The sequence below is a fragment of the Candidatus Leptovillus gracilis genome (genome assembly GCA_016716065.1).
GTDB lineage: Bacteria > Chloroflexota > Anaerolineae > Promineifilales > Promineifilaceae > Leptovillus > Leptovillus gracilis.
Genome location: JADJXA010000003.1, coordinates 1 through 23,647 on the forward strand (window position 1 = coordinate 1; position 23,647 = coordinate 23,647).

A 23,647-nucleotide genomic window follows, 5' to 3' on the forward strand; every position below is an offset into this window, starting at 1 on the left:
ACAATCCGCGCGGCAGTGCAGAAACGATTTGGTTACGGAATGGTGACGTCTCGTTAACTCAACCTTTTTCAGGCTGGCTTTCTACCCAGAAACGGCCGTTATGCTTCTCCACCACCGTTTTGACCCTGTTCAATCCCAGGCCAGCCCGCTTCTGTTTCGGCGGCGTTGTAAGAAATCAGGTGCAAATGGGGTCAAAGAAGCAGTACCCGGCCACACACAGCACCGGAGATGCTTATGCAGGCAGCCATCAGTTCAGAACAAAATTGGGAGCAGGCCAAAGCTGGCTGCTATTCATGAACGACGTGAAATTGCCGCCTCGTTAGATTTAGACCGCACCCTGCACCTGGTGATGCAAAAAGCAGCCGAAACCTTGCCCATAAGCGCGGGGGTACTGTTCATTCTTGACCAGACTTCACAACACCATCGTGTAGCTGTCAGCCACAATATCCCGCCAGAGCAGGTGGATACTATTACCTTTGCCTTTAACGAGGGTGTGCCTGGTTGGGTACGGCAGCAGCGCCAATCCTTGATTATTGATGATGCCCGCCTGGATGCGCGGGTTCATCCCACCGTTGTCGCGGCTGGCGTCTTATCGGTACTGGCTGTGCCGCTTATTTGCCGTGAAAAAATTGTGGGGGTGCTGACTCTTTTTTGTCAGAGCGAAACTCATGCCTTTGATGCGGCCGCTTTGCAGTTGGCTCAGGTGTTTGCCGACCAGGCGGCCGTTTTCCTGGAAAATGCACGGCTGGTAGCGGAACTGCGCGGCTGGACGGTCGAGTTGGAACGGCGCGTGGCCGAACGGACGCGCCAGTTGGAAGAAAAGCAAGCCCAAATCATTCGCGCCGAAAGATTGGCGGCGGTGGGGCAGTTGGCGGCTTCCGTGGCTCATGAAATCAACAATCCGCTGCAAGCCATTTCCTTATATTTGCAATTATTAACCGAGGAAACCCTGTCAGCGGGCGGAGATCGTCGTTTGGGCGTGGTGCAGCAAGAATTTGATCGGATTGCGACCATTGTGGGGCGGCTGCTTGATTTTCAGCGTCCGCAAGCGGGAGAGCAGCATCTAGTCAATGTCGCTGCCGCGCTTGATTACGTGGTCATGTTGGCCGAAAAGCAAGTGCAGCGGTCGGGCGTCACGCTGCAACAAAATTTGCCGGATAATTTGCCGCCCGTTCTGGCCGTGGAAAATCAGTTGAAGCAGGTGTTTCTTAATCTGATTCTCAATGCCGCCGAAGCGATGCCGGCCCGGGGCCAGTTAACGATTACCGCCTGCCACGAAGATGAGAAGCTATCTGTTGAATTTGCCGATACCGGGCCAGGGTTGTCGCCGGAGGCCCAGGCGCATCTGTTTGATCCCTTCTTTACCACCAAAAAGGAGGGGTCGGGTCTGGGCCTGGCGGTGAGCCATGAGATTGTCGCCAAACATGGGGGAGAGCTGCTGGTGAGCAGCCGCCCTGGGCAGGGGGCCACGTTTACGGTGGTGCTGCCGATTTACGCCATGAAGAACGGAGGATTGATAGATGGGTGAGGATCAACTGACCGGACATCAATACGAGCCGTTCCCCGGCAGAATTCTACTGGTGGATGACGAGGCCAATATCCGCGAAGGTCTCAAGGCGATTTTGCAAAAGGATGGTCACGAGGTGCAGGATGTGGCTGCTGGGGCGGACGCTTTGGCTTTGCTGCCGACCTTTGCCGCGGAAGCGGCGGTGCTGGATATTCGGATGCCGGGCATGAGCGGCACGGAACTGCTGGCTGCAATCAAGGCGCAGTGGCCCCACCTGGCAGTGATCATGCTGACTGGACATGGCACACTGGAGACGGCGATAACGGCCGTTAAAGAAGGCGCTTTCGATTACTTGCTCAAACCGGCTAAAGCCGACGCGCTGCGCGAAGTGGTGGGGCGTGCCCTGGTTGAATCGCGCCGCCAGCGGGAACAGGCGGCGCTGCTGGAAACCTTGCAAGTTGGCCTGGCGCGTTTGCAGCAGCTGCCGGCCACGCCCTCTTTTAGCCAGGCCGTGCCACCCCCCATCCTGCGGGTTGGCGATCTGGTGATTAACCTGGCGGCGTATGAAGTGCGCCACCAGGGTCAGCCGCTGGCACTGACGCCGGCCGAGTATCAGGTATTGCTGGCGCTGGCCGAACGGGACGGGGCGGTGATCGATTACGTGACGCTGGTGAAAGTGGCGCTGGACCATGAAGCAGAACCCTGGGAAGCGAAGGAACTGATCAAGCGCCACATCTATACGCTGCGCCAGAAAGTGGAGACGCAGCCGGAGGAGCCGCGATGTATCCTCAATGTGCGTGGGGTGGGGTACCGGTTGGTGGGGGGATAACGGCCGTTACCGCACCGTCACTGTTTGGCTACTGATTGGTTTCAAAGAAACGGCCGTTTTTCTTTTATACTCTTTATGTGTGTCATGCACAGGATGATGTGTATCTGGCTGGGCGACGAGATGGCTTGACTTTCAGCGCTTCCAAGTATGGCATTTTCGGAATAATAAATAAGCCTTCAATGCGAAAATGCCTCAAGAAAATTCCGAAATACATCGAATTTTCACTCGATTATTTCTCGGAATTCGCCTATGACAAATAAAGGATAGGTAATGCAGATTCGTTTGCTTTTTCGTTTAGCATGGTTGTTGACAGGACTTGCCTTCGCAGTTGTAGCGTGTACCCAAACTGGGCCGACTGCCCCGACGGAAAACGGCGTCAATGCGGAGCTTCCTGTAGCAACCGCTGCGCCAACCGCTGCGCCAACCGCTGCGCCCCCAACAACAGACAATGTGATCATAACGGCCGTTGCCGAAGTCACACAGTCGCCTGCTTTACTGCCTGCCGAAGATCCACCTGCCGGTGCTGCGGGAGAGTTCCGCACCGATTTTAGTGTCCATACCATCCCCTACAGCGAAATCCTTTCCGGCGGGCCGCCGAAAGATGGCATTCCGGCCATTGATGGGCCACAGTTTGTCAGCATCACCGATGCCGACGCCTGGCTGGATGATTTGGAACCAGTGACCGTTTTTCAGGAACAAGACACTGTGCGGGTTTACCCTTTCCAAATTTTGATGTGGCATGAAATTGTGAATGATGTGGTAAACGGCCGTCCCATCGTCGTCACCTTCTGCCCGCTATGCAACACAGCTATTGTGTTCGATGCCACCGTAAACGGCCAATTTCTCGATTTTGGCACAACCGGGCGGCTGCGCTTTAGCAACCTGCTCATGTATGACCGGCAAACGGAAAGCTGGTGGCAGCAGGCCAGCGGCGAGGCCGTCATTGGCGAACTGACCGGGACACAACTGGCGTTCTTACCAGCCAACATCATTAGCTGGGCCGAGGCGCGAGCCAGGTATCCAGAAGCCCAGGTTCTTTCCCGCGAAACCGGCTTTTCCCGGAATTACGGACAGAATCCCTATAGCGGCTATGACAATATCAACAACTCCCCCTTCCTGTTTAGTGGCAATACGCCAGATCAGTTACCGGCAATGGCTCGTGTGATCACTGTGGAATTAAATGACGAAGCAGTGGCCTATCCCAACGATCTGCTCCAAGAAGTGGGTGTCATCAATGACACTGTAGGCGGTGTAGACATCGCTATTTTTTGGCAGGCGGGTCTGGCCTCAGTGCTGGATGACAGCGATATTGCTGCCGGGGAAGATGTGGGCGCCAATGGCGCTTTTGCCAGGGAGTTGAATGGTCAGACACTCACCTTTGCCAAGAATGGCACAACCTTCAAAGATGAACAAACAGGCAGTACCTGGAATATCTTGGGCGAGGCCACTGCTGGCGAGTTGGCCGGGCAGACATTAACGGCCGTTGTCAAAGTAGACCATTTTTGGTTCTCTTGGGCTGCTTTCCGGCCTGACACACGCATCTATCAACAGCCGTAGCGGCGCAGCTACGAACCAGGTATAAAAATTGGGGTTCCCCCAAAAAAGTGGACATACAAGAGGCAAATCGGTCAACGGCATGGCCGGCGGGTAGTGAGCCACGCTTCAGGCCCGGTACGTTTGCAGCCAGGCGCGAAACTGGCTCGCCAGTTCCAAAGGTGAAGCATAATGACCCACGACAGCCACAAGCCGTCAACTGGCAAAGCGTTTATTTGCCGCCACAGTTCGGCCAGTTCTCGCAGTTGATCGGGCGACGGCCGTTTTCTATTCCACATCTCCCCTCCATGTAAGCGTAAACGACCACCGGGCCGAGCGCCGGGTCCTAGAAAACGGGCTGCGGGGCAACGTCTAGCCCGGCCAATCGTTGTAAGGCGTTCAATTCGCGCGCGGGGGCGACGGCCAGTTCGTCCGGCTGCAAATACTCTTTGGCAATGAGATGGCGGTCGCCCGCCCAGACATCGTAAAGTCGGTTCGACTGGTGAGTCAGCGCCAACCGCTCTCTGACAACGAAGGCGGCCATATCCAGGCCAGTGGCCTTTTTATTGTCACCGCCGATCTGTTCACAATCAATGCCCAGGCGCGCAGCGATTTCCCGCAGATCGGCGAGGTTGTAATGTACCAGCAGATAGTGACGCAGAACGGTCGGCAGGAGTTGACGTCTATTTTTCCCGGGCGAGGCAGGAAATCGGCCGGGATGGGGTGGGGCCAGAGGGCGGTTCATGAAAACCTCCATGGTACAGACAGCCGACCTGTCAGCCGGTTCGATTTTTATGGTCGTTCAACCAGTCGGCCAAGACACGACGAAACTCAGGCGTCCGTTCTGACGTGGGTAAATGACCCACGCCTGAAAAAACCACCTTTTGGCTTTGCGGCAGACCAGCGGCAATCCGTTCGCCTTGCGCCGGCGGCACGATGGGGTCGCTGTCGCCAAAAAGAACCAGCGTGGGCGCGGTAACGGCCGTTAACCAATCGGTGATGTCGGTTTGCGGCATCCGCTGAAACCAGGTAAGCATGGCCGCACTGCTCAGCCGCCTGGCGTCTGGGTGGTTTAGGGCGATGAAGGCGGCTAGTTCAGGATGCGTGTAAAGGGCTTTTTTGTCTCGGGCATAGAACCCGAGGGCTTGCCGATAGTACCATCTGTTTTGCCCCAAGAGCTTGAAATTGGCTTTGAACAGACTTTGGGCGAAACGGCCGTTTCTAGCCAGTCCTTGCAGCATTCCTAAAACGCCCGTCCAACGCCCTTGCACAAATCCAGAGATACACACCACACCGGCCACCAATTCTGGCGCTGTGGCAGCCACGGCCAGCGCGGCAAAACCACCCGTCGAGTGCCCGATGAGGATGACAGGTCGCCCGCCGACCAACTGGCGCACGGCCGTACTCAACAAGCGGGCCACTAATTCTGGCGTCAAATCGGCTGATGCAAATCCCAGAGGAAACTGTGCCGGAAAATGCCCTGGCAGGCTGAGCGAATACCAGGGATAGTGCGCCAATACCGGCGGCGGTCCCACTAACCAGGAGTTGGCAGAGGCTGTAATGCCATGTAAAAGAACGATCGGTGTTTGTGACAGATGGGTGTTAAAGCCATAAGCGACCAATTGATGGCCCTCTACCATGAAAGTGTGTCGAGTTTGCTTCGTTGACATGCGGCCAGGGTTCTCCAATGTCGAGATTTTCAAAAAACAACAAAACTTGCGCTGTCCTAATCATTGAACTGGCGCATCGGCTCGGTGATTTTCTTCTAAAACAAAAATAGAACGCTGCCCGCTGCGCGCAAAGTGCTGCTGATACGCTGGCCACATCTGCACCAACTGCGGCCAGTAGTGGGATACCTCTTCGTTGGTGGCATCCCTGGCGTGGTAACAGCCGTTCCACCCCCCAATTTGCACGTCAACAGCAGGCTGGGCGCGGATGTTCAGCGTCCACGGGTTTGGCCGTTCAAAGCCGGGGTTGACATTGCAGAGAATGATGCGGCCGCTGTCGCGTAGGTAAAAGACCGGCGTGGTGCGCGGCTGGCCGCTTTGGCGACCGGTGGTGGTCAGCAGCAGTGTGGGGGCGAGGGGACGTCCGGTGGTGAGGAAACGGCCGTTCGTCCACAGATACAACCGGCGGTCCAACGGCGCTACCACGTGCCTGATAGCCCACACTCCCACGTGCGTACCACCTAAACGTTTCAGAATTCCAACGTTTATCATCAAAACCGCTACGCCGCCCTGGTCGTCAACTTACTCTTTGGGCATATTGGCCTGCATATTAACGCCTTTATTGCCACCCAGCGTGATCATCAGGCCCAGGACAAAGCCAAAGTTGTACCACTTGCCATTGTTATGGGCTTCGTACACGCCCACGTTGTCCTTAAACAACGACATCACAAAGGCAACCGGCGCGATCAGGCCGTGCCACAACCCGCGCCAAAACCCGGCAATTTCACCTTTTTCGTTGGCTGTGTTTTCTAATTCATTCCTACCGGCGGCTGTAAATTTTTCCTTCACGAAACACCTCTTTTTTCAACTTAACAGACCACACGCCCAAAAAGCGTGCCGGTCACAAAACAAACCAGACTCATCACCAATGCGATACCGCCAAGATAATGTTTGAGCATTGCTTTGCAAGAGAAGATATCATGCCGCTATCCGTGAAGAACGATTTGCGCGCTCCAGGCCGCAGCCCGCTCCAATTCGCCATCTTTTAGCGGTCCTTGTTCGCCGGTAACGAGAAAACCCTCCGGCGATGCCAGTAGACGGCCGCCTTTCTTCTCCAACATTTTGCCAATGGTATTGGCTGCGTAACCACCTTTATCCACAATAAAGCGAAAGACGGACGAATCAATTGTCGTCAGATCGATGCGGGTATCGAAGGCGGCCACGCCAGCGCCGGCCAGATGGTTCTTAGAGAGGGCGTTTAGCAATTGCGAGGCACCCTCCGTGGGGCGGAAGCTGCGTGTAGGCGAGCCAACAATTAACAAATCCAGTCCTTCGAGTTGATCGGGCGCAGCCTGGCCGACTGGCACAGCGGTTGTTTGCAGCGCCGCAGCAATGGCCTGGGCCACTTTTTCCGTGTTGCCGAAAACTGAGTCGTAGACGACCAAAGCTTTCATGGCGGCTGTTTACTCCTTTGCCTGCTGCGCCAGGTGCGCCTGGTATGCTTTCCAGCCGGGACACCAGGTGGTGTGCCAGCGCCACAGCCGCGCCCGGAACGATTTGGGGTTGGTTTCAGCTTTGTGGCGCATGGCGCAGGTTTCACAGGGGAGGCTCTTTTCGTCGGTAGGTTGCGTTTGTGTACTCATGTCAATCTCCTTCGGTTTTATACCTTGTAAGCAGGCCGCTTCACCGGCTGCTTTTGGGGCAGATAATTTTTGCGGACAACGGCCGTTATTTACTACGCCACCCATCGTGAAAAGTTGCACAATAAGCGTTCGGCGGCGTCTAGAGACTGAGCGTAATCAAGATTGCAGACAACAACATGATGACGTTAGCCAGCCCCAGAGCAGCCGCTCTTTCCTGCTCGGCATGGTCGGGTTGGCGATGGTCCCCAGCACAAGGAAACCGACTACAAACTAGACGGCGACACGGCTAAACGGGTAGATCGCACTCAAAGCCAGAGCTGAAGGGCCAGGACAATTGGGCCAAACAGCAGCAACACCACGATTTGCGTCAGGGCAGCCAGGTGTATCCTCGTCGGCAGCTTCCCCAGAAACTTACTGCCCAGGGACTGCTGGACTTCATTGAGGGTGGCGGCTTCAAGAAACTGCTGCGTTCCAAAGGCTTTCTCTGGCTCGCCAGCGATACCGACATGGCTGCTTCCAACTGACTGGCCGCTGGTGGGCCGCTGGTGGGCCGCTGGTGGGCCACTGGTGGGCCGTCGAACCCCGCGAAAACTGGCCCGATGACGCTGAAGTCCAGTTGGAAATCACCGCAGTCTGGGCCGAACCCTACGGCGACCGCCGCCAGGAGGCAGTGGGTAGCGGGTGGCGCGTGAGGGTCGCGGTTAACAAACAGCCAACCAATCCGACATCCGAAATTGGCCAAAATCCCTGAAAAGGAACTATGACGCCAACACTCTGACACGAACCAGCTACTACTGGCGCCCCGACCAGCCAGGCAAATTCTGAGGTGGCCGCCTTACAGCAAGCGCCTGTCATGTTGGCCCCATCTTACCCAGGACCTGCCATTGCAATTTCCATGTGGATCCATTCCTTGCGAATAGTTCCGTCCACTTGCTATAAAACCCCCCACTGGCGTGGTTTGTTCAGCACATCCCGGTAAACAATGGCGACTGCACCCATCACAACGGCATCTTCGCCGTTGGCGGCGGGGATGATCTGTACACCTTCTTGAACCCAATGCCAGGCTCGCTGCGTGACAGTTTCCCGGATGCTGGGCAGCAAATATTGGTGCAGCGCCCATAAAGGCCCACCGAAGATCACGCGCTGAGGATTGATGACGTTCATGAGGCTGGCAATGCCGATTCCCAACCATTTGCCAGTTTCAGCCAGGGCGTTGAGGGCCACGGGGTCGTCTTTGCCAGCCGCTTCCATAATAAGCGGTATCGAAATACGGCTAAAGTCGTCGCTGATTATACTTGTCATCCACGAGGGTTGCCCTTGTTGCAGGGCTTCGGCCACGAGGTGGAACAGGGCGCGCTGGCTGGCTACGGTTTCCCAGCAGCCTCTATTGCCACAGTTGCATTTTAAACCATCTTTTTCCACGGTCATGTGACCCACCTCACCGGCAAAACCACTGGCGCCTTCGATCAGACGGCCGTTCAAGACAATGCCCCCACCCAAACCAACCCCAGAACTAACGTAGAGCAAGGAATCGTTCTCCTGTCCGGCGCCAAAATAACTTTCGCCCAGGGCCGCCAGATTGGCTTCGTTGGCGATGTAGACAGGCACGGGGATAACGGACCGAATCATATCGCGCAGAGGTACATCAGACCAATTGAGGTTAGGGGCAAAAAGAAGGGAACCCTGGCTGACGTCAACCAGACCAGGTACCCCGACGCCAATGCCGAGCAGCGGCCGCTGCCGCTTTTGCACCTGTTTATAACTCTCTTGCAACAAAAACAAAACGCGATCCAGAATAGCTTCCCGATTGAAATATTTGGTAGTGCTTTCAAACCGTCGGGCAACCACCTCAATCGCAAAATTGACCGTAACAACGGAAATAAAATCAACCCCAATCTCCAGACCAATAATGTATCCGGCCTCTGGGTCCAATTCCAGATTGATGGCGGGTCGCCCTACGTCACTGCTGGAAACATCCGACCCGATTTCTCGAACCAGATTGTTCTGAATCAATTCCTTAACCATGCTGGATACTGTGGCTTTATTTAATCCAGTGATATTAGCCAACGCAGCACGAGATAAAGTGGATTCGGACCGCAAGGTGTTGAGAATCAGAGTCAGATTCATGTCGCGCATCACGGCATGACCAACCGAATTTTTTTGCGTCATAATTGCTTGTCCATCTTAGTTTGTATTCGCTACTAACTAATTAAAAGTCTATTACTTAAGCTGAATAGCGTCAAGGCTGCGGCAGGCAGATAATCCCCATACCAGGCCTGCTTACCGCGATTTTGGGCAACATATTATAATTGTCACGTCAAAAATATGACATTTGTCACAATTGGCCGGGCAGATGTTGACGCATTGGAAAAGCATTATATACTCTGGCGAAATAGTTTGTATTATAAACTAATACAGGTAATTATTATTTATAAGCCGCTTATATAGCGATTTATTAGCCCAACCGAGGTGGTTTACCAAACCATCGAACTAACCAGTAAAAAGGAGGTGTATCAATTATAACTTCTGGTCTATCGTGCAAAAAACAGGGTTTTATTTTACCAATAAGTCAACATGTGGAGGAAAATAAGAAATGAGATCCAGGCAGGCATGGTTAATTATAACAATGATCGCTTTGTTGATGTTTGCAGCATTAACAGGCTGTAGTTCGCAAACCGATACCCCAACCGAAACGACAGATACGACTGCTCCGGCAGCCACTACGGAAGTAATAGCAAATGACGAAGGTATCAAAATCGGTCTTTCTTTCTCTGACTTTGCGACCGAGCGTTGGAAGAACGAAGAAGTTCTGATGCGTCAACTGCTAGAAGAGAAAGGCTACCAGGTGCTTTCTCAGGAAGCCAACCACGACGTCAAACTGCAAATTGACCAGATTGACAACATGGTTAGCCAGGGCGTGAAGGGTCTGATCATCATTGCTGAGGATGGTGATGCGCTGTCAACGGCCGTTTCCAGCGCCAAACAAGCCGGGGTAGCTGTGTTAGCCTACGACCGGCTCATCAAATCGCCGGACATCGCTGCTTACCTCTCCTTCAACAACGTCGAAGTGGGGCGGCAGCAGGCGCTGGGCGTCATGCAAGCCCTGGACATCGAGAACTGGGACGTGGCGGCCAATGGGCCGGTGCGCCTGGTCAAACTGGGCGGCAGCCCCACCGACAACAACGCCATTCTCTTCCGTCAGGGGCAAGACGAGATTGTGCAGCCCTATGTGGACGCCGGCACAATCGAAGTTGTAGCCGACCAGTGGGTGGACAACTGGGATGCGGCCAACGCGCTGAAAGCCATGGAAAACATCCTGGTAGCCGCCGGTAACGACATTGACGCCGTGGTTGCTTCCAACGACGGTACGGCTTTGGGCGCGCTGCAAGCGATGAAAGCCCAGGGTTTGGCCGGGGTTGTGCCGATTTCCGGGCAAGACGCCACCGCCGACGGTGTTAACAGCATCGTTAAGGGTGAACTGACAGTTTCTATCCTGAAAGACATCCGTAACCTGTCCCCCTTGGCCGTGGACATGATGGACAAACTGATCAGGGGTGAAGCGATTGAAGGTCTGGACACCTACACCATGGCCGAACTCACCAATGATGCGGCCCAGGCCGGTGAAGTGCACGCTTACTTCTTGCCGGTGCAGCAGGTGAACATAGACAATGCTTACGAGCTGGTAGTCGTCAGCGGTTTCCAATCCTTTGATGACGTTTTCCGGGATATTCCTGAAGATCAACGGCCAGCTCGTCCAGGGGAGGCTGAAGCTTCGGCTGGTGAAACCGTATCTGTCGAAGGTATCAAAATCGGTCTTTCTTTCTCTGACTTTGCGACCGAGCGTTGGAAGAACGAAGAAGTTCTGATGCGTCAACTGCTAGAAGAGAAAGGCTACGTTGTGCTTTCTCAGGAAGCCAACCACGACGTCAAACTGCAAATTGACCAGATTGACAACATGGTTAGCCAGGGCGTGAAGGGTCTGATCATCATTGCTGAGGATGGTGATGCGCTGTCAACGGCCGTTTCCAGCGCCAAACAAGCCGGGGTAGCTGTGTTAGCCTACGACCGGCTCATCAAATCGCCGGACATCGCTGCTTACCTCTCCTTCAACAACGTGGAAGTAGGACGGCAGCAGGCGCTGGGCGTCATGCAAGCCCTGGACATCGAGAACTGGGACGTGGCGGCCAATGGGCCGGTGCGCCTGGTCAAACTGGGCGGCAGCCCCACCGACAACAACGCCATTCTCTTCCGTCAGGGGCAAGATGAGATTGTGCAGCCCTATGTGGACGCCGGCACAATCGAAGTTGTAGCCGACCAGTGGGTGGACAACTGGGATGCCGCCAACGCGCTGAAAGCCATGGAAAACATCCTGGTAGCCGCCGGTAACGACATTGACGCAGTGGTTGCTTCCAACGACGGTACGGCTTTGGGCGCGCTGCAAGCGATGAAAGCCCAGGGTTTGGCCGGGGTTGTGCCGATTTCCGGGCAAGACGCCACCGCCGACGGTGTTAACAGCATCGTTAAGGGTGAACTGACAGTTTCTATCCTGAAAGACATCCGTAACCTGTCCCCCTTGGCTGTGGACATGATGGACAAACTCATCAGGGGTGAAGCGATTGAAGGTCTGGACACCTACACCATGGCCGAACTCACCAATGATGCGGCCCAGGCCGGTGAAGTGCGCGCCTACTTCTTGCCGGTGCAGCAGGTGAACATAGACAATGCTTACGAGCTGGTAGTCGTCAGTGGGTTCCAATCCTTTGATGACGTTTTCCGGGATATTCCTGAAGATCAACGGCCGGCTCGTCCATAATTGAATAAAGCGTAATTGACAATGGTTCGACTTCCTCTCATCTGAGATGGATCTATCTCAGATGAGTCAGGAAGTCGAACCTGACTCTCCCAAAAGAGTGTAAAATTCAAGCTGGCTTCTGCTAAGTATTAGATTGGACCAATCTGCAAGATTGGTCCAATCTGGGCCATGTAATTTCTAGATGCTCACTAAGCGTTAACCCTGGTTGTTTCATCATCAGATACCAGGCGGAAGTACAGATCAAAGTTGAGAGGAGAATTCCGTGAGTGACGACATCATCCTCGATATCCGAAACGTGACCAAGAAATTCCCCGGTGTTACCGCGTTAAGCAATGTATCCATCAAAATTCGGCGGGGCGAAATTCATGGACTATGCGGCGAAAACGGAGCCGGTAAGTCTACATTGATGAAAATCTTGTCAGGCATCTATCCTTACGGCACATATGAGGGTGAAGTTTTCTATAACGACGAAGAGCTTAAGCTGGAGCATAGTTCTATCCGGCATGCCAGTGAATTAGGCATCTCCATTGTCCACCAAGAACTGACCCTGGTGCCCAGTATGACCGTCGGCGAAAACGTCTACTTGGGCAAAGAACCGGTTGAAAGAAAGGTCATCAACTGGAACAAACTTTATTCTGACACAGATAAAATTCTGGCGCGGTATAACCTGGATGTAAAGTCACATGCTGTGGTTCGCACCCTGGGCGTTGGCAAAATGCAGATGGTAGAAATTGCCAAAGCCCTTTCTGAAGATGCCAAAGTCCTCATTTTAGATGAACCAACCAGCGCCCTGAATGAAGTCGAAATCAGAAAGTTAATGGAGATTTTGGCAGTTCTCAAGACAAATGGCGTCACGATCATTTATATCACCCATAAACTGAATGAACTTTTCCGTATAACCGACAGCGTTACGGTTTTACGGGATGGTGAGACAGTAACAACCCAGCCGACGCAGAATTTAACGGAAGAGAAACTGGTTCAATACATGGTGGGCCGCCAGATGAAGGAGCGATTCCCCAAAGGCAGCCGGCAGCCTGGCGAAATCATTTTCGAGGTAGAGAATCTTCATGCCGAAGACCCGACTGATCCCTCGCGCAAAGTGGTGAATGGCGTTAATTTCAACCTGCGTCGTGGCGAGATTTTGGGCATTGCTGGTCTGATGGGTTCTGGCCGCACCGAACTCGTTACGACGATATTTGGCGAGTACGGCAAAATTACCGGTGGTAAGCTCGTTCTGGAAAAGCAAGATTTAAAGATAAACAGCGCCCGCGATGCCATCGAACACGGCATCAGCCTGGTGCCCGAAGATCGCAAAGGGCAGGGGCTTGTCCTTATGCAATCTGTTTTGAAGAACGTTTCCTTGCCTAACCTGAGTCAGTTCGCGGGATTTTTTCGCCTGGATAAAGATGCGGAATTGCAGGCAAGCCTGCATCAGGCGAAGAGTCTGGCAATTAAAGCGCCCAACCTACAAGTCTCTTGTAACACATTATCTGGCGGCAACCAACAAAAGGTCGTCATTGCCAAATGGCTTATGTCCAGGCCAAAGATATTGATTATGGATGATCCGACACGGGGTGTTGACGTGGGCGCAAAATATGAAATTTATAAATTGATGAACGAATTAGCGGAACGCGGGGTCTCCATTATCATGATCTCTAGCGAGCTAGAGGAGGTGTTGGGAATGAGCGACCGGGTTATGGTTATGCACGAAGGTCAATCTAACGGCACCCTGGACGTTGCAACCGCGACACAAGAAAAAATTATGGCGCTTGCCACGGGCATTGACTCGCACAAAAACAATTAATCAAGGAGGCTTCCATGAAATTAGCTGTCCCCGAAATCAAACCCTCAGACAAAACAAGCTCTATATTGGGAAAAATGTTTCGGCAAAACATTCAGACCTATGCCATTATTCTCGCTCTCATCTTCATCTGGATATTTTTTGCCTTTTTAACAGATGGGAACTATTTAAAACCACAGAATTTTTCTAACTTGTTTCGGCAAATGACTGTGACGGGTTTCCTGGCTATTGGGATGGTGTTGGTTATCGTGACCGGCAATATTGATTTGTCGGTGGGTAAGTTAGCTGGCTTTGTTTCCGTGGTCGTGGCCTATTTTCAGGCTACGGTCTGGACCAAAGTATTGCCAGACCAGGCGTTGGCGGCCGCGACGTTATCCGTGTTTGTGGGGATTGCCGTAGGCGCACTGTTTGGTGTTATGCAGGGTTACATTATTTCATTTCTAAACGTACCATCGTTTATTGTTACTCTGGGTGGTATGTTCGTGCTAAATGGGGCAATCTTGCTGGTAACGCAAGGAAAGACGATTCCGGCTAATCAGCCATATTTTTCAGTCATCGCTCAGGGCTATTTACCGGTTGCCGCCGGTTGGATTATGGCGTTGTTGGTGGTGGCGTATCTGTATTTCAACATGTTTCGTAGTCGGCAGAAGAAACGAGCGCATGGCTTTGCCCTTTCCAGCATGTACCTTGACCTGGCGTTGACGACTTTCTTTGCGATTCTGGTTGCCGGCTACGTATACATTGTGAATCAATACAATGGTGTTCAGATTCCCGTTCTGTTGCTGGCTGTTACGTCGGTGATTATTTCCTATATGGCGAATAACACCCGGTTTGGGCGATATGCTTATGCCATCGGCGGCAACCGAGAAGCGGCTCGTTTATCGGGTATCAGCATTCGGAATAACATTTTTTTTGTGTTTGTTCTCATGGGATTACTGAGCGGTATTGCCGGTGTCGTGTTGGCTTCATATGTAGGTTATGGCACGATTGCTGCCGGCCAGGGGTATGAGCTTGATGCCATTGCGGCGGCAATTTTAGGTGGCACTTCTACTTTGGGAGGGGTTGGCACAGTTTGGGGGGCGCTGATTGGCGCTTTGATTATGTCTAGTTTGTCGAATGGCTTGCAGCTGTTGAACGTGGCGCCGTCCTGGCAATATTTGTTGAAGGGGTTGGTGTTGGTGCTGGCAGTTTATGCGGATGTGACATTTAAGAAGCGCGGGTAGGGGGTTAACCTACGAATATAGGCGTCCAGAGAAAACTTCACGTAATTTGTAGAACGATTTTCCAAATCGTTCTCTGGGCGGTTTTCCAAATCGCCCTACAACTTTGTCTTGTCACTTGACAAAAGGAGATCGCATGTCAGACAGATTTTTACCCAAAGCGGAGGATAAGTTCACCTTTGGTTTGTGGACAGTAGGCAATGTTGGCCGTGATCCGTTTGGGGCTGCGGTACGGCCGTCTATGACTCCAGCCGAAATCGTTTACTTCTTGGGCGAGGTTGGCGCTTATGGCGTTAACTTCCACGACAACGATCTGATTCCTATTGATGCCACTGCGGCAGAGAAGGCACAAATACTCAACGACTTTAAAAAGGCCCTGGCCGATACCGGCCTGGTTGTGCCCATGGCCACAACCAATCTGTTTTACGATCCGGCTTTTAGAGACGGGGCCTTTACGGCTAACGATCCCAAAGTCCGCGCGTATGCCTTGCAGAAAACCATGAATGCTATGGATTTGGGCGTGGAATTAGGCGCCAGCACCTATGTATTTTGGGGCGGCAGAGAAGGCGTAGAAACCGATGCCAGCAAAAACCCACTGGATGCCGGTAAACGGTTTCGTGAGGCATTGAATTTTTTGTGCGACTATGCCATTGACCAGGGCTACCCATTGAAGTTTGCTCTGGAAGCCAAGCCCAACGAGCCGCGTGGCGATATCTATCTGGCGACAACTGGCGCTATGTTGGGTTTCATTGAAACGCTGGACCATCCCGAAATGGTGGGCGTCAATCCCGAAGTGGCCCACGAGACAATGGCCGGGCTGAACTTCTTACATCACGTGGCCCAGGCATGGGATAGAGGCAAACTGTTCCACATCGATCTGAACGATCAGTCTATCGGCCGTTACGATCAAGATTTTCGCTTTGGGGCGGTAAATCTTAAGAGTGCCTTCTTCCTGGTCAAATTCCTGGAAGATGTGGGCTACGATGGCAGCCGCCACTTCGACGCCCATGCCTACCGCACCAGCGATTACGAGGATGTGAAAGCGTTCGCCCGTGGTTGTATGCGTACTTACCTTATCCTCAAAGAAAAAGCTGCTCAATTCAACGCCGACAGCGAAATCCAAAGCCTGCTGGCCGAAATTCTGGCCGATGATGGCAGTATGGATGAATTCAAGGGCCATTATTCACCCGCCAGAGCCACTGCCCTTAAAGCCTACACTTTCGACCGCGCCGCGCTGGGCCAACGGGGGCAGCCCTACGAACGCCTCGACCAACTTGTCGTGGAACTGCTGTTGGGCGTGCGCTAAGTGATCATCTAGAAATTACATCGCCCAGATTGGACCAATCTTGGAGATTGGTCCAATCTAAAAACTGGCGCTTTGGCGAGCAATCTTGCATCATAACGGCTTGAATTTTTGAAGGAGGCTGGGATGGCTTATTTTCTGGGTATTGACAGCTCGACGACGGCGACGAAGGCGCTGCTGTTGGCGGCGGATGGCACAGTGATCGGCGTCGCCTCCTCCAGTTATGAGTACGAAACGCCACGGCCGTTATGGAGCGAGCAAAGTCCGGCATTGTGGTGGACGGCCGTTGTAGATAGCATCCGCCAGGTGGTGGCCGAAACGGCCGTTCCCCCCACCGACATCCAGGCCATCGGCCTGACCGGGCAAATGCACGGCCTGGTCTTGCTGGACGAGGCGGGCGATGTGCTGCGCCCGGCCATCTTGTGGAACGACCAACGCACCGGAGCCGAATGCGACGAGATGCGCGCCATGATTGGTAAGGCGCGCCTCATCGCCATCACCGGCAATGATGCCCTGCCCGGCTTTACCGCGCCTAAAATTTTGTGGGTGAAAAACCACGAGCCGGAGGTTTACGGCCGTATCGCCCACATCCTCCTGCCCAAAGATTACGTGCGGCTGCAATTGACCGGCGAGTACGCCACCGACAAGGCTGGCGCGGCTGGCACGCAGCTGTTCGACGTGCGGCAGCGCGATTGGTCCGATGAGGTAGTGGCGGCGCTGGGCATCAACCGGGACTGGCTGCCAGAGACGTTTGAGGGCACGGCCGTTACCGGCCATCTTTCCCCGGCTGCCGCGGCCGTCACCGGCCTGCCCGCCGGCATTCCCGTGGTCGCTGGCGGCGGCGACCAGGCAGCCAACGCCGTAGGAACCGGGGCCGTCGTGGATGGCATTGTCGCCCTGAGCCTGGGCACGTCGGGCGTGGCTTTTGCCAGCAGCGATGAACCCATTGTGGAGCCAGACGGCCGTCTACACGCCTTCTGCCACGCTGTTCCCGGCAAATGGCACCTGATGGGCGTCATGCTCTCGGCGGCCGGCAGCCTGCGCTGGTTCCGCGATACGCTGGCCCCTGGCGCCAGTTACGACGCCTTGCTGACCCCGGCAGCGGACGTCCCACCCGGCAGCGAAGGGCTGCTCTTTTTACCCTACCTCACCGGCGAACGCACGCCCTATCCCGATCCGCTGGCGCGCGGCGCATTCGTCGGCCTGACGGTGCGCCATACGCGGGCGCATCTGACCCGCGCTGTCCTGGAAGGGGTCGCCTTTGGCCTGCGCGACAGCTTTGAGTTGATGAAACATGCTGGTCTGCCCGCCATCACCCAGGTACGGGCCTCCGGCGGCGGCGTTAAGAGCGCCCTCTGGCGGCAAATCCTGGCCGACGTACTCCAGGCGGAGATTGTGACGATCAACACGACCGAGGGCGCGGCTTACGGCGCGGCCATCCTGTCGGCGGTGGGCACAGGCGCGTTCGAGTCGGTAGAAACGGCCTGCCAGCAGCTCATTCGGGTGACCGGCAGCGCCAGACCGGGGAAGGATACGGCCGTTTACGACCAACTCTACCCGCTCTACCGCCAACTCTATCCCGCCCTCAAACCGACATTTGACGCGACACAGCAATCGGGTTGAAAAACAAGGGTCTTTGGGAATTCGTGAGCGTGCTGCAAAAATAGGGGTTGGGGCAGTTACTTCGGCTGCTGAGCCGGATTCGCAACATAATTAGCGCGATAAGGTTCTAGCAATTGGCGGTATAGTGCAGGCCGTTGCGGGTGATGGTGCGGCCACCAGACAAGGCAGCACGATTGGGAGAATGTTTCGCGCCTGGTGCAAACAGGCCAGTTGATGCCCGACGGCCGCTTGCTGCCGCAACAGAGCAGAGCGCGGAGGACGCGGAGATTATCTCTGGTACAGCCTCCGCGCTCTCTGCGTTCTCCGCGGTTAGAGAAGTTTTGTCAGTCAATCAGGCTTAATGTGGCACATTTTCTGCCATATTCTGATTTTGGGCCTCTAGCTTGATCGAGGGCTGATAGTCACACTATAATCTACTCCATGGCTGATCCAATTCTGGCCACCAAGCTTTGGTCGCCAACTGCGCAAGCCAATCTGGTACCACGCTCTCGCCTCATTCATCAAATTAATGGTAACCTTGGCTGTAAATTGACGCTGATCGCTGCGCCCGCGGGGTTTGGTAAAACCACGCTGCTGGCCGAATGGCTGGCGCAGACCGACGCTTGCTGCGCCTGGCTGTCATTGGACGCCTACGACAATGATCTGCCGCGCTTGCTGGGTTATCTGGCAGCGGCGCTGCAAACTGTAGACGAGGGGTTGGGGGAAACGGCCGTTTCCCTCCTTGAAGCGCCAGAATCCCCAGACCCACGCTACGTCATCGCCAGCCTGATCAACGAAATAGCGGGGCAAAACGGCCGTATCGTCCTCATCCTGGACGATTATCACCATATTGATAACCCCGCCATCCACCATGCCCTTGCTTACCTGCTCGAACACCAACCGCCCCAACTCCATCTGATCATCACCAGCCGCGCCGATCCGCTTCTCCCCCTTGGCCGCCTGCGCGTGCGCCAGCAGATGGACGAAATTCGCGCCGCCGACTTGCGCTTTACCAGTGACGAAGCGGCCATCTTCCTGCGTCAGCTGTGGGGCATTCAGCTTTCCCCGGAGCAGGTTGCCGCCCTGGAAGCTCGCACCGAAGGCTGGGTCGCCGGTTTGCACCTGGCGGTACTGGCCTTGCGGCAGCTAACGACCCCTGAGGAGATCGCTAACTTTGTCGCCGCCTTCACCGGCAGCCATCGCTACATCCTCGACTACTTGGTAGACGAAGCGCTGCACTGGCAGCCCCCAGCCGTGCAGAATTTTCTGCTGCAAAGCGCCATTTTGGACCGCTTCTGCGCCGATTTGTGCCAGGCCGTCCTGGAAATTGACAATGCCCAGGCGCTGTTGGCCCAGGTGAAGGCGGCCAATCTCTTCCTTGTGCCGCTTGATGACCGGGGCGAATGGTTCCGTTACCACCGCCTCTTTGCCGATTTGCTGCGTCATCGCCTCAAGCAGTCACAGCCGGTTCAGCTGGCTCCCTTGCACCAACGGGCCAGCCGCTGGTTTGAGCAGCATGGCCTGACAGACGAAGCCATTCACCACGCCCTGGCCGCCAAAGACGCGGCCCGCGCCGCCACTCTGGTTGATGAAGCGCGCTGGACGCTGCGCAACCGGGGTGAGGTCAGCACCTTGCGCCGCTGGTTAGACTTGCTGCCGACGGAAGTTGTGGAAGCCAGCGGCTCGCTGGCCATGGGCCGAGCCTGGACGCTCATGTTCAGCGGCAGAATGGCCGAAACGGAAGCGTACCTGGCGCGTGTTGTTTTTCCGTTGTTACCCCAGGCACCGCTAGACAGTGAGTGGCCGATAGAATTGTCCGTACTGCGCGCGCAAATCGCCCTCAACCATGGGCAGTTTGACGAAGCCCTGACTTACTGCCTGGAGGCACGGGCGAAAATTCACGACGCGCAATTTCGCTTCCGCGGCTCGTTGGAATTGATGCTGGGCCATGCATATCGGGCGCAGGGCAACCTGGCGGCGGCGGGTCAGGCTTATGCCACGGCCGCTGGAATTGCTGCCCAAGACAACAACCGGTACACCTCGCTGTCGGCACTTATCTCACAGGCAAATCTGGCCATGATAAGCGGCCGTTTGCGCCAGGCTGAGACTTTTTGGCAGCAGGGGCTGGGGTTGACCTACGGCCGTCGCGGGCAGCGGCTGCCCCTTCACGGTATGCCTAAAGTGGGTCTGGGGCAGATCTACCTGGAGTGGAACCGGCTGGACGAAGCGGCCGTCTGCCTGGAGGAAGCCATTCAACTGGGCCGCCAGGCCGGAATAGGGCCTATCGTGTTAAACGGGGCCATTGCCCTGGCCCAGACGAGACAGGCGCAGGGTGATTTTGCCGGGGCGCGGGCGGTGCTGCAACTGGCCGAAGAGACGATGCAGCGGGCGCAAATGACGCTGCTGGATGTACGTCTGGGGGCCGCCGTGGCGCTGCTCCGGCTGCGGCAGGGTGAGCTGACCCGGGCAGCGGCCTGGGCGGCCCGCTTCACGACCGATTTTGGCCTGGAACGCGCGGCCGATTCGGGTGACTGGTTTGTCTTTGAATATGCCATTCTGGCCCGAATCTGGTTGGCCGAGGGGCGAGCGGCGGAAGCGGCGGCGCTGTTGGGGCAGCTTTCAGGCACGGCGGAAAAGATGGGGCGGTGGGGGCAGGCGGTGGAAATCTTGTGTCTGCAAGCGCTGGCCCTGCAGGCGCAGGGTCAGGTAGAGGCGGCCACAGTGGCGCTGATCCGCGCCCTGCGGCTGGCCGAGCCGGAAGGGTACACCCGCCTGTTTGCCGATGAGGGACGGCCAATGGGGGAGCTGTTGGCCCGGACGGCGCTGCAAGAAACGGCCGTTGCTCCCTACGTCACCCACTTATTAACCGCCTTCGACGCCCCGCAGCTGGCCGCGCCGCCATCCACAGCAGTGGCCGCAGAAACGGAAACGGCCGTGGCCCCCCAGCTGGCCCAATGGCTGGCCGAACCGCTCAGCGAGCGCGAAACCGAAGTGCTGCGCCTGGTAGCCGAAGGGCTTTCGAACCGGGAAATTGGCGAGCGGCTGGTCATCTCTGTCTACACCGTCAAGAAGCACATGGAAAACATTCACGGCAAGCTGTACGTGAGCAACCGCACCCAGGCCGTGGCCCGCGCCCGCGAATTGGGCCTGCTGTAGCGCCTCATCGCCGCCACAGGCATATCCTCTACCTGAATTCTATAACCGAATACGCCCTCAATACGCCCTTCGCCCCATGCGGCTACGTCTAAACGGCCGTTATGATGCAGCCATTACTCAACCCCGAAAATTAAAGGAGAAATGCAATGGCTCAAATAACTTCAAGCGTCAATATCCGCACGATGGGGGCCAAAACCCTGGTTCCCTTCCTGGCGATTTCCTTCGGCCTGACCTGGGGGATTGCCGCCCTGCTTGTCTTTTTCTATGACCAGGTGGTGGCCCAATTTGGCGAGATTTCCATGACCAATCCCCTGTTCATTCTGGCGGTATACGCCCCTGGCATTGCCGGTGTCCTTCTGGTCTGGTGGCATTATGGACTCAAGGGGCTGGGCAGCTTCTTCCGCCGCCTGACTCTCTGGCGCACAACGGCCACCTGGTGGCTCTTTCTGATAGTGGGCATTCCCGTTCTGGTCTACGCCGGGGCCGCCTTGAATGGTACCTTCAACGATCCCTTTCCTTTTTCACCCTGGTATCTGGCCCTGTCGGCGATGGCAACTGCTTTATTCATCGGGCCAATCGAAGAGTTTGGCTGGCGGGGCGTGGCTCTGCCGCTGCTGCAGCGCCGCTTTGCCCCGTTTTGGGCCGGTCTGATCCTCGGCGTCATTTGGGCCACCTGGCACATTCCCGCCTTCCTGATCGGCGGCACGCCACAGAGCGCCTGGGCTTTTGGCCCCTATTTCATCGGTGTTGTCTCAATTTCCGTGCTCCTGACGCCTCTCTTCAATGCCGCTCGGGGTAGTCTGCTCATCGCCGCACTGTATCACTTCCAAATGATGAACCCCATCTTTCCCAATGCCCAGCCCTGGGACACCCTGCTGTTTTTCCTGGCGGCTGTGGTGGTGGTCTGGATGAACCGGCACGAGATGTTCCGTCGCGGCGCTGGGGTGACAGACGTCCTGATGCCCGATGCCCGCGATTAGTTTTTAAGCGCGATTTCGTGAGTGGGCCTCCCACCATGAATGAAAGGGATGAGTCCACTGAATGAACCACAGATTTCCACAGATTGTTATCAGCGTTCATCTGTTTTCTCTTCTCTGCGCCGCGTCTTTGCGTTGATTATCCAAAGGAGATTGAACCATGCGTACAAATAGGAATGAAATAACGGCCGTCACCGCAGGTGTTTTGGTAACCGGTGCCGTCACCTTGATGGCGCTGCTGGTGGTCCGTTTTCTGTGGCCAGAGGCGGGGGCCTGGGTCTGGCTGGCGCTGCTGACTGTCGGTTCGCTGGCCGGTGGCGGCACCGCTGCCTGGCTGGCACAGTCGCAGGCGTTACGCCCCGGTATCCTGGTTGGTCTGATTGCCGGTTTGCTGGCGTTGGCAACGGCCGTTGTCACCAGCGATTTTGCTCTGCGTACAACGTTGGCCGGAGGAGCTTACCTGATCGGCGGAACCGCCGGAGCAGCGCTGGGCGTGGCAATTGTTCGCCAGCGGCTGTCACGGGCGGTCCAGGATACGTTAGGCTTCTTCTTCCTGCTAGGGATTATCCTGCTGTCGGCCGGATCGGCCCGGGCTGATGCTGGCCCACACGATACAACAGGCCTGGAACAATTTCTAGACCAGGCGATTGTGGCCCAGCTGGACCAACTCGATATACCCGGCGCGGCCGTGGCCGTGGTGGGCGATGGTCAGCTTTTGCTGGCCAAAGGGTACGGCCTGGCCGACCAGGCACAAAACCGCCCGGTCGATGGCGGGCGCACCCTTTTCCGCACCGGGTCGGTGGGTAAGTTGATCACCTGGACGGCCGTTATGCAGCTTGTGGAGCAGGAGCGGCTCGACCTGCACGCCGACGTCAACAGTTACCTGGATTTCACCATCCCCGCCACCTTCCCGGAACCCATCACCTACTGGAATTTGTTGGCTTAACCACAAGGAGAAACCATGCAAGCGACCCAACAGTTACCGCCCAATTATCAAGAACAGGCCAGCCTGGACCTATCCGCCGACAAAAAGTGGATGCTGCTCCTGAATCTGGCCGGTTTGGTACTGCTGATTCCCTTCGGCTGGCTTTTCGCCACCCTGTTTGCCATCTTGCGACCGGATGTAACAAGGTTTAGCCTGGAGTTTTCCGGGCTGGGCAGCGTGCTTCTGTTTGGCGGACAGATGTTGTTTGTCATTGTCGGCATCGTCCTTCTGCACGAACTGGTACATGGTCTCTTTATCTGGTGGTATACCGGCAGCCGGTTCCATTTTGGCCTGGGCATCGGTTACGCCTATGCCGCCGCGCCGGAGTGGTATTTGCCGCGCCGCCAGCATACGGTGATTGCTCTGGCCCCGCTGCTGCTAATTTCGCTCTTGGGGCTGGCGCTGCTGCCGTTTTTACCCACGGCCGTTTTCCCCTATCTCTTTGTTGCGCTGCTGTTTAATGCCGCTGGCTCGGTTGGCGATCTGGCGATGGTTGGCTGGCTGCTGCTTAAGCCGCCCCACTCCCTGGTGCGGGATACCGGCCCGGCCGTCTACATTTATTTTTAAGCGGCGCGTTGCTTTGTTGGAGCGAGCGTGAGTAATACGCCCTT

At 55.6% G+C, this 23,647-nt stretch carries 19 protein-coding genes and 1 pseudogene; 13 read left to right on the forward strand and 7 right to left on the reverse strand.

All coding sequences use genetic code 11. The features are described 5' to 3' along the window. Positions 1–349: 349 nt before the first annotated feature. From IPM39_08780 to IPM39_08790, 3 genes are all read left to right on the forward strand, one after another. Positions 350–1,528 (forward strand): GAF domain-containing protein, encoded by a 1,179-nt coding sequence (locus IPM39_08780; protein ID MBK8986161.1) that lies wholly within the window; start codon positions 350–352, stop codon positions 1,526–1,528. Continuing rightward, entirely contained in the window at positions 1,521–2,336 is an 816-nt protein-coding gene (locus IPM39_08785; GenBank protein MBK8986162.1) for a response regulator transcription factor, read from the forward strand. The genes IPM39_08780 and IPM39_08785 overlap by 8 nt, the downstream gene beginning before the upstream one ends. Positions 2,337–2,606: 270 nt before the next feature. After that, positions 2,607–3,893, forward strand: a complete 1,287-nt coding sequence (locus tag IPM39_08790) for a DUF3179 domain-containing protein (GenBank protein ID MBK8986163.1) — start codon at positions 2,607–2,609, stop codon at positions 3,891–3,893. Positions 3,894–4,215: 322 nt separating this feature from the next. On the opposite strand, the gene IPM39_08795 is transcribed toward IPM39_08790, so the two are convergent. From IPM39_08795 to IPM39_08820, 6 genes are all read right to left on the reverse strand, one after another. Further along, positions 4,216–4,614, reverse strand: a complete 399-nt coding sequence (locus IPM39_08795; protein ID MBK8986164.1) for a hypothetical protein — start codon at positions 4,612–4,614, stop codon at positions 4,216–4,218. Between the two features lie 31 nt (positions 4,615–4,645). After that, the gene (locus tag IPM39_08800) at positions 4,646–5,539 is read right to left on the reverse strand and encodes an alpha/beta hydrolase (protein ID MBK8986165.1); all 894 of its coding nucleotides are present in this window, start codon (positions 5,537–5,539) and stop codon (positions 4,646–4,648) included. Between the two features lie 60 nt (positions 5,540–5,599). Then, the gene (locus tag IPM39_08805) at positions 5,600–6,040 is read right to left on the reverse strand and encodes a nitroreductase family deazaflavin-dependent oxidoreductase (protein ID MBK8986166.1); all 441 of its coding nucleotides are present in this window, start codon (positions 6,038–6,040) and stop codon (positions 5,600–5,602) included. A gap of 78 nt (positions 6,041–6,118) precedes the next feature. After that, positions 6,119–6,385 carry a hypothetical protein gene (locus tag IPM39_08810; GenBank protein MBK8986167.1) on the reverse strand — a complete coding sequence of 89 codons (267 nt, stop codon included), beginning with the start codon at positions 6,383–6,385 and terminating at the stop codon, positions 6,119–6,121. 137 nt (positions 6,386–6,522) lie between these two features. Continuing rightward, positions 6,523–6,990 (reverse strand): flavodoxin domain-containing protein, encoded by a 468-nt coding sequence (locus IPM39_08815; GenBank protein MBK8986168.1) that lies wholly within the window; start codon positions 6,988–6,990, stop codon positions 6,523–6,525. Positions 6,991–6,999: 9 nt separating this feature from the next. Beyond that, positions 7,000–7,179, reverse strand: coding sequence for a hypothetical protein (locus IPM39_08820; protein MBK8986169.1), 180 nt, complete (start codon positions 7,177–7,179; stop codon positions 7,000–7,002). 362 nt (positions 7,180–7,541) lie between these two features. Here IPM39_08820 and IPM39_08825 point away from each other — a divergent pair, with 362 nt between their 5' ends. Then, positions 7,542–7,703, forward strand: a complete 162-nt coding sequence (locus tag IPM39_08825; protein MBK8986170.1) for a GTP-binding protein — start codon at positions 7,542–7,544, stop codon at positions 7,701–7,703. A 409-nt stretch (positions 7,704–8,112) separates the two neighbouring features. On the opposite strand, the gene IPM39_08830 is transcribed toward IPM39_08825, so the two are convergent. Then, complete coding sequence (locus tag IPM39_08830) at positions 8,113–9,348, reverse strand: ROK family transcriptional regulator (GenBank protein ID MBK8986171.1); 1,236 nt, start codon at positions 9,346–9,348, stop codon at positions 8,113–8,115. Between the two features lie 424 nt (positions 9,349–9,772). Between IPM39_08830 and IPM39_08835 the strand changes: the two are divergent. From IPM39_08835 to IPM39_08875, 9 genes and pseudogenes are all read left to right on the forward strand, one after another. After that, positions 9,773–10,936 (forward strand): annotated as a pseudogene (locus IPM39_08835) (substrate-binding domain-containing protein). Positions 10,937–12,254: 1,318 nt separating this feature from the next. Further along, a complete protein-coding gene (locus tag IPM39_08840) occupies positions 12,255–13,796 on the forward strand; it encodes an ATP-binding cassette domain-containing protein (GenBank protein MBK8986172.1) in 1,542 nt (513 codons plus the stop codon). 14 nt (positions 13,797–13,810) lie between these two features. Beyond that, positions 13,811–15,016, forward strand: a complete 1,206-nt coding sequence (locus IPM39_08845; GenBank protein ID MBK8986173.1) for a sugar ABC transporter permease — start codon at positions 13,811–13,813, stop codon at positions 15,014–15,016. Between the two features lie 133 nt (positions 15,017–15,149). Then, complete coding sequence (locus tag IPM39_08850; protein ID MBK8986174.1) at positions 15,150–16,319, forward strand: xylose isomerase; 1,170 nt, start codon at positions 15,150–15,152, stop codon at positions 16,317–16,319. 123 nt (positions 16,320–16,442) lie between these two features. Continuing rightward, positions 16,443–17,939 carry a xylulokinase gene (gene xylB / locus IPM39_08855; GenBank protein ID MBK8986175.1) on the forward strand — a complete coding sequence of 499 codons (1,497 nt, stop codon included), beginning with the start codon at positions 16,443–16,445 and terminating at the stop codon, positions 17,937–17,939. Positions 17,940–18,467: 528 nt separating this feature from the next. Continuing rightward, positions 18,468–21,074, forward strand: a complete 2,607-nt coding sequence (locus IPM39_08860) for a hypothetical protein (protein MBK8986176.1) — start codon at positions 18,468–18,470, stop codon at positions 21,072–21,074. Between the two features lie 182 nt (positions 21,075–21,256). Next, a complete protein-coding gene (locus IPM39_08865) occupies positions 21,257–22,054 on the forward strand; it encodes a CPBP family intramembrane metalloprotease (protein MBK8986177.1) in 798 nt (265 codons plus the stop codon). A gap of 226 nt (positions 22,055–22,280) precedes the next feature. Further along, entirely contained in the window at positions 22,281–22,997 is a 717-nt protein-coding gene (locus tag IPM39_08870) for a beta-lactamase family protein (protein MBK8986178.1), read from the forward strand. Positions 22,998–23,012: 15 nt separating this feature from the next. After that, positions 23,013–23,603, forward strand: a complete 591-nt coding sequence (locus IPM39_08875) for a DUF3267 domain-containing protein (protein MBK8986179.1) — start codon at positions 23,013–23,015, stop codon at positions 23,601–23,603. Positions 23,604–23,647 lie beyond the last annotated feature (44 nt).